Annotated in this window: 5 protein-coding genes; 4 read left to right on the top strand and 1 reads right to left on the bottom strand. The window is 54.0% G+C overall.

Annotated elements, in window-relative coordinates; genetic code table 11:
• Positions 1-677 precede the first annotated feature (677 nt).
• The 3 genes from dusA (at position 678) to QEP11_RS05035 (ending at position 4,054) form a co-directional block, all read left to right on the top strand.
• Positions 678-1,700: a tRNA dihydrouridine(20/20a) synthase DusA gene (dusA, locus tag QEP11_RS05045; RefSeq protein ID WP_284335547.1), complete on the top strand. Its 1,023-nt coding sequence runs from the start codon at positions 678-680 to the stop codon at positions 1,698-1,700.
• A 288-nt stretch (positions 1,701-1,988) separates the two neighbouring features.
• Positions 1,989-3,395, top strand: a complete 1,407-nt coding sequence (locus tag QEP11_RS05040; protein ID WP_284335546.1) for a polyhydroxyalkanoate depolymerase — start codon at positions 1,989-1,991, stop codon at positions 3,393-3,395.
• A 20-nt stretch (positions 3,396-3,415) separates the two neighbouring features.
• On the top strand, positions 3,416-4,054 hold the full coding sequence (locus tag QEP11_RS05035; RefSeq protein WP_284335545.1) for an RnfABCDGE type electron transport complex subunit B: 639 nt from the start codon (positions 3,416-3,418) through the stop codon (positions 4,052-4,054).
• 11 nt (positions 4,055-4,065) lie between these two features.
• Here the strand turns inward: QEP11_RS05035 and QEP11_RS05030 are convergent, their stop codons facing one another.
• Positions 4,066-5,562 (bottom strand): methyl-accepting chemotaxis protein, encoded by a 1,497-nt coding sequence (locus QEP11_RS05030; RefSeq protein ID WP_284335544.1) that lies wholly within the window; start codon positions 5,560-5,562, stop codon positions 4,066-4,068.
• A gap of 198 nt (positions 5,563-5,760) precedes the next feature.
• On the opposite strand from QEP11_RS05030, the gene dapC reads away from it, so the two are divergent.
• Positions 5,761-6,966, top strand: coding sequence for a succinyldiaminopimelate transaminase (gene dapC, locus QEP11_RS05025; RefSeq protein ID WP_284335543.1), 1,206 nt, complete (start codon positions 5,761-5,763; stop codon positions 6,964-6,966).

The following is a 6,966-nucleotide window of genomic DNA, read 5'->3' as shown; positions in this document are numbered from 1 at the left end:
CCTTAGTGCTGTACAGGAAGTCAAGTTATCGCTGTCAGAAACTACGGGGGCGTCGCCAGATGACTTGATGGGCCAGTTATTGTGTACCGCTCCCAAGCTCAGTCGCAGTGCGTGGCATCGTTGCCTGCAACACCTCGACATTAATCGTTTGTCCCCAAAATGCTGCAAACCAAAGTGTGGGCAGTTTGAAGCAACCGCGCTGGGATTTGTGCATATCACCTGAAAACATTACGCTGAAACACCCTTCAGGACCATGTGCAAGGCTTGGAGCAAAGATCCAAGCCCCTTTAGTTTCATCCGCACAAGCTCACTGTGGGACTGAACACCCTCAGACTGCTGGACTTAGGCATTCCGCAAATCACCCACCGTTATCTTGTCCTGGTTGAGAGCACCAGCTGTACGCAGCTCGTCAAGCACAGCCTCACAGCGTTTCATGCAAGCCTGCGCCAAAGCCTTCTTCATGAAGGTCTGCGCTTCTGTGTGCACAATAACGCCTTACTCTTTAAGGCGAATCTGTGCCGTGTGTGCGGTATATCCATCCGCACGCTTTCTTGCCGATATTGTTCCCATGATGCCTAGTGCTACAAGTCTCGTTCGTAGCACTGACAATGGAAGATCGGGGTTTTTAGGCGTTTTTAGGGTGCTACACACGGTGCTACAGATAGCAGAAAATGCTAATGAATCAAAAAGAAACGCAATCAAAAAAAACTCTTAAGCCATATCCGCGCATGTCTGTAGCCCCCATGCTCGACTGGACAGACCGTCATTGCCGTTATCTGCACCGTTTGCTGAGCAAAAACACCCTCCTCTATACAGAGATGATCACCACGGGCGCCCTGATTTATGGTGATCAGGCTCGGCATCTACGCTTTAACGTAGAAGAGCACCCTGTAGCTTTGCAGCTGGGCGGCAGCGAACCTGCAGATTTGGCCAAGGCTGCCAAAATTGGCCAGGATTGGGGTTACGACGAAATCAACTTGAATTGCGGTTGCCCAAGCGAACGCGTCCAGCGCGGCGCGTTTGGAGCCTGCCTGATGAAAGAGGCCAGTCTGGTGGCTGATTGCGTCAAGGCCATGCGCGACATGGTAGACATTCCAGTCACCGTCAAGCACCGCATTGGCGTCGACAAGATTGAAAGCTATGACTTTGTTCGCGATTTTGTGGGTACGGTCGCGGAAGCAGGGTGCGAGGTTTTCATCGTGCATGCACGCAATGCCTGGTTGCAAGGTCTCTCCCCCAAAGAAAACCGCGATATTCCGCCGCTGCGTTATGAAATGGTTGCCCAGCTCAAGCAGGAATTTCCGCATCTGACAATTGCCATCAACGGCGGCATCAAGACTGATGATGTGGTCCAGGCGCAGTTGCAAAAAGTTGATGGTGTGATGGTGGGTCGTGAGGCCTATCACAACCCCTGGTGGATGTCGCGCTGGGACGAGCTGTATTTCGGTGCCGCTCCCTCTGAGCTAACGCATCTTCAGGTAGAACATGCCATGGTGGCCTACATGGAGCGAGAAGCGAAGGAACACGGCACACATTGGTACAGCATTGCCCGCCATATGCTGGGGCTACGTCATGGCCTGCCTGGTGCACGCCGCTGGCGACAAGTCTGGAGTGACCACAAACTCAAGCATCTGTCGCCAAGCGAGGTTTCAACCATTGCCAACACCCGCCATGTAAGCAATGTAGCTGACCAAATTTGACAAAACTAAAAAAAGCATAGCAACCAACTGATGTGCAGCGCTGCTATGGAGCAAAAAAGTGCTTCAAACCAGCCCTCGGCACTTGTTGCCAGCCATTTTGATGCAATGCTTTCAAATTTACCCCTTTAGCTTTACAACTTATAGGTTGATTGCTATCAATTTCTGCAAAATTTATAGAGATTGCACATCAAAAATTGTCTCCACCGTGACTTTGCATGCAGAAAAACGCTGTTCCGTTTTGTTGCAACATGCTGATATATTGCACTGCAACATAACAGGATCTGTCCCATGTTCTACCAGCTCTATGAAACACAGCGCGCCCTGCTTGAGCCTTTTGCAGATTTTGCCCAGGCTACTGCCAAGCTCTATAGCAATCCTCTGCTGCCTTTATCACAAGCTCCTTTTTCACAACGCGTAGTCGCTGGTTTTGACTTGTTTTACCGCTTGGGTAAGGGCTATGAAAAGCCAGAGTTTGGTATCCAGTCGGTGCCTGTACAGGGTGTGAATGTCACCATCATGGAACGCGTCGAGATGGACAAGCCATTCTGTGAGCTACGTCGCTTCAAACGCTTCTCGGATGATCCCAAGACACTCAATGCCCTGCTCACCCAGCCCCCCGTTCTGGTTGTAGCACCATTGTCTGGTCACTACGCGACCTTGCTGCGTGACACCGTCAAAAGCTTGCTCAGTGACCACAAGGTATTCATTACCGACTGGAAAAACGCACGCTTGGTGCCAGTACAGGACGGCGAATTTCACCTGGACGATTACATCAATTACGTGCAGGAATTCATTCGCTATCTGCAAAAGCAGTATGGAAACTGCCATGTCATCAGCGTGTGCCAGCCAACCGTACCAGTGCTGGCGGCCATTTCCCTGATGGCCAGCCGCGGCGAGACCACTCCCTTGAGCATGACCATGATGGGGGGACCTATCGATGCACGCAAATCACCCACCGACGTCAACAACTTGGCTACGCAACGCAGCTATGAGTGGTTTGAGAACAATGTGATTCACCGCGTGCCAGAAAACTACCCAGGTGCTGGTCGCCGCGTCTATCCAGGTTTTTTACAGTACACAGGCTTTGTGGCCATGAACCCTGACCGCCACGCCAGCAGCCATTACGACTATTTCAAGAATCTGGTCAAAGGCGACGATGCCAGCGCGGAGCAACATCGCAAGTTCTACGATGAGTACAACGCTGTACTGGACATGGATGCGAATTACTATCTGGAAACAATTCAGACTGTATTTCAGGAGTTCAAGCTCGTTCATGGAACATGGGATGTTCGTTCGCCAGAAGGCCAGCTTGAGCGCGTCAGGCCTCAGGACATACAAACAACCGCACTCTTCACCATTGAGGGTGAGTTGGACGATATCTCAGGATCGGGCCAAACCCATGCTGCGCAAGATTTGTGCGCCAATATTCCGTCGAACATGCGCCTGCAATATGACGTGATGGGTGCTGGCCATTACGGCATCTTCAGCGGTCGCCGCTGGCGCGATATGGTGTATCCCAAGGTGCGAGGATTTATTTACGCGCACCACCAATGGGAAGCATCCGGCAGCTCGACGGCTGCAAACGAAGGGGAATTGGTGTCAGCGACAAACACTGCTCCTGAAGTTGCGCGACACTCAGCCCCCATATCTCCCAACACCACCAAGCCAGCGCCCATCTCCCGGAAAAAGCGCTGATCTGATTCACGCTAGACTGCATGCCTGAGTTTTCCAGCAAGCCAGCCCTGACCGGACTGGCTTTTTCCATTGATGCCGCACTGCCTCAAACGCAGTGCCAACGTTGTGGTTTCCCCGATTGCGCCAGCTATGCACAGGCCATTGCCAATGAGGGTGCCCCCATCAACCAATGCCCTCCCGGTGGTGAAGAGGGCATAGCACGGTTGGCGGCCATCACAGGGCGCGAATCGACTTCGCTCAATCGAAAATTCGGGATTGAAGGTCCGCTGACGCTGGCACGCATTGATGAGAACTGGTGCATCGGATGCACGCTGTGTATCAAGGCTTGTCCGACCGATGCCATTCTCGGAGCCAACAAGCTGATGCATACGGTGATTGCGCAGCACTGCACGGGATGCGAGCTGTGCATCCCGGTGTGTCCGGTCGATTGCATTGAGCTGGACGTAGTAAGCGGCACTCGAACTGGCTGGGATGCGTGGTCGCAAGAACAGGCCGCTCACGCCCGGCAACGCTACGAAGCCCACAAACAGCGCACCCAGTCTATTCAGGCAGAGCCTGCGAATGCGCAGGCCACAGCATCAGCTCCCGCAGCGCCACCTGACAAAAAAGCCGCCATTGCCGCAGCATTGGCCAAAGCGCGCGGCTTGCGCAAGCAGTGAAGCCGGATGCTTCATCCGGCAAAGCTCTTGTACACACCGCAACCCAGGTACACGCCGTCCTGCTTGCACACGTAAGACATCTTGGATTGCAGCTTGCCTGTCAGAGGGTTGGTAATGTCGTATTCGACCCAGCCCGCACCCTGCTCCGCCTGCGCCACAATGGCTGCAAGCAGGGCATCGCCATCCACGCCGGGCACATCTTGGACCTGGGTGCCGCATTTGGCGGCATTGCCACCAAAAGCCAGATAACGTCCTGCGGCGTCCAGAACAAAAACATACATGTCCCTGTCATGAAAGGGCTGCTGGGGGTCCGTCAAGGCCTGCCAATATTTTTTCAGAGGCATCCCCATGCGACGCAAGGCTTGCGCGCGCTGAACCATGGCCACCGCCTCATCAGCTGTGCCTTGCAGCAAGCAAAAGCGTTCCACAGAGGCCGACAACGTGGCGGCGCGTTGTTCAAGCGCCTGTGCCTCGTACACCACATTGCGCACCATACGCGCATTTTCTTGTGTGACTTTGTCAATGTCGTGCACAGCAATATTGACCTGCTGCAAGCTTGTATCCTGGACATTGCCTGTCTGCGAGATGGCCTCTACATGATGCGCCACCGACCGAATGCCATCGGCTGCTTGCTGCATGCCAGTGCCAGCCTGTCGTATCAGGCGCGTGCTGCTGCTCACCTGCTGCACAGAAGCCTCAATCAAGCTTCGAATTTCCTTGGCTGCCTCCGATGCACGTTGCGCCAGGCTACGCACTTCAGAAGCTACAACTGCAAAACCCCGACCTTGCTCTCCAGCACGTGCAGCTTCCACCGCTGCATTCAAGGCCAATATATTCGTCTGAAAGGCAATGCCATCTATTACACCGATGATTTCTGACATACGCCCGGCCCCACGCTCGATACTCTCCACAGAGTACACGGCTTGCTCCATCACGCCGCTACCCTGCTCCACCACTTGGCGCAACTGATGGGTAAAACGATCTGCCGCCAGCGCAGCCTCGTTGTTGTTCTGTATCAAGGTCGTAACCTGTTCCACACTCACCACCGTTTGTGCCATATTGCAGGCCTGATGCTCGGTGAGTTCGGCCAAAGCACGGTTGTCGTGCGTAAGTACCTGCCCTGCTTGAGCCACCAAGGCCGCATTGCTGCGAATTTCTGCCACCATGCTCGACAGCGACACCACCATGCTGTCCAGCAAGGATGCCATCACGCCCCATTCATCTTTGCTGCGTGCCGAAATGCGGTGTGTGAGATTACCTTGCGCCGCATGGCCCATGGCATCAAGCAGCCGCTTCATTTCACTTCGAATGTTTTGATAAACACCGTAGAGAACGTACAAAAACCAAGCTCCGCCCAAGAAAGCCAGGCCGGCAGTGGTTGCAGCACTCCATTCTGAATGGGCGACCACCCACACGCCGCTCATCACAAACAAGGCATTGAAGGCCACAAACCCCAGCTTGCTGGCCAAACTGCAGCGGCTGAGCACCCATTGCATTGGACTTTGCATGCTCCACTCTCCTTTTGAATTTGTATCAAAAGGTTTTTACCGTGGGCGCATTCATGGCTATCCCCGGATTTTTCCTAGGAGCAGATGTAATCTGTACGCAAGTCAGCGCGACATTCATGCAATCCCTGCATGCATTCCAATGAAATTACGCATAAAGATCAGCTACGAGGCTGAATCTCGGCACATAATATTTGGATCATGAATCCGCTGCTCCAACAACTTCAGCCTTACCCCTTTGAACGGCTGCGCCAACTGCTTGCGGGAGTCACACCACCTGCACAACTGCGCCACATCAGCTTGGGCATTGGTGAGCCCCGGCACGAAACGCCCCCCTTCATTCAGACCAGTCTGACTGACAACCTCGCAGGCTTGGCCACTTACCCAGCTACCGCGGGCGATGCGCATTTGCGCCATGCATGCAGTGATTGGCTTCAGCGCCGCTACCACATCAATGTGGACGCTGCCACGCAAATTTTGCCCGTTAATGGCTCGCGTGAAGCATTGTTCTCGTTCGCCCAGACCGTGATTGATCCCACGCAAGCAGGTGCGACGGTTTTGTGCCCCAACCCCTTCTATCAAATCTACGAAGGTGCGGCACTACTTGCAGGGGCTCAGCCTTATTTCGTCTCCAGCGACCCTGCACGCAACTTTGCCGTGGATTGGGACAGTGTGCCTGTCGATGTCTGGGCGAAAACCCAGTTGATGTATGTCTGTTCACCCGGCAATCCCACCGGAGCCGTGATGCCACTGAGCGAATGGAAGAAGCTGTTCGAGCTGTCTGATCGCTATGGCTTTGTGATCGCCTCGGATGAGTGCTACAGCGAAATCTATTTCCGCGAAGAAGCGCCTCTGGGTGGTCTGGAAGCAGCGTCGCAGCTAGGTCGTGAAGATTTTCGCAATCTTGTGGCTTTCACCAGCCTGTCCAAACGCAGCAATGTGCCAGGCCTGCGCAGTGGCTTTGTTGCTGGCGATGCGCGTTTGCTCAAGTCTTTTTTACTCTACCGAACCTACCACGGTGGAGCCATGGGGTTGCCCATTCAGCACGCATCAATTGCGGCTTGGTCCGATGAAGCCCATGTGGCTCACAATCGCGCGCTATACAAAGAGAAATTCGCTGCAGTGATGCCAATTCTCTCACCAGTGATGGATGTGCGTCTGCCCGACGCCAGCTTCTATCTCTGGCCACGCATCCCCGATGCCCTGGGTATGAGCGAAACCGAGTTTGCACGCGAGTTGTTCGCGCAAAGCCATGTGACCGTGCTGCCTGGAAGCTATCTGGCACGAAATGTGCAAGGACACAACCCCGGTGCGCAACGTGTACGTCTGGCTCTTGTGGCAGAGACGGCTGAGTGCGTCGAGGCAGCTCAGCGCATCGCGGATTTCATTCAAAAGAACGTCAAGTAA

Source organism: Comamonas halotolerans, from assembly GCF_030162935.1.
GTDB classification, from domain to species: Bacteria; Pseudomonadota; Gammaproteobacteria; order Burkholderiales; family Burkholderiaceae_C; genus Comamonas; species Comamonas halotolerans.
The sequence above is the reverse complement of the archived record's forward strand: the minus strand, read 5'-3'. Positions and strand labels throughout refer to the sequence as shown.

Excerpts from the sequence above, each read along its gene's own strand:
- dusA (WP_284335547.1), top strand. The coding sequence starts at position 678 with ATGAATCAAAAAGAAACGCAATCAAAAAAAACTCTTAAGCCATATCCG.
- QEP11_RS05040 (WP_284335546.1), top strand. The coding sequence starts at position 1,989 with ATGTTCTACCAGCTCTATGAAACACAGCGCGCCCTGCTTGAGCCTTTT.
- QEP11_RS05035 (WP_284335545.1), top strand. The coding sequence starts at position 3,416 with ATGCCTGAGTTTTCCAGCAAGCCAGCCCTGACCGGACTGGCTTTTTCC.
- QEP11_RS05030 (WP_284335544.1), bottom strand. The coding sequence starts at position 5,562 with ATGCAAAGTCCAATGCAATGGGTGCTCAGCCGCTGCAGTTTGGCCAGC.
- dapC (WP_284335543.1), top strand. The coding sequence starts at position 5,761 with ATGAATCCGCTGCTCCAACAACTTCAGCCTTACCCCTTTGAACGGCTG.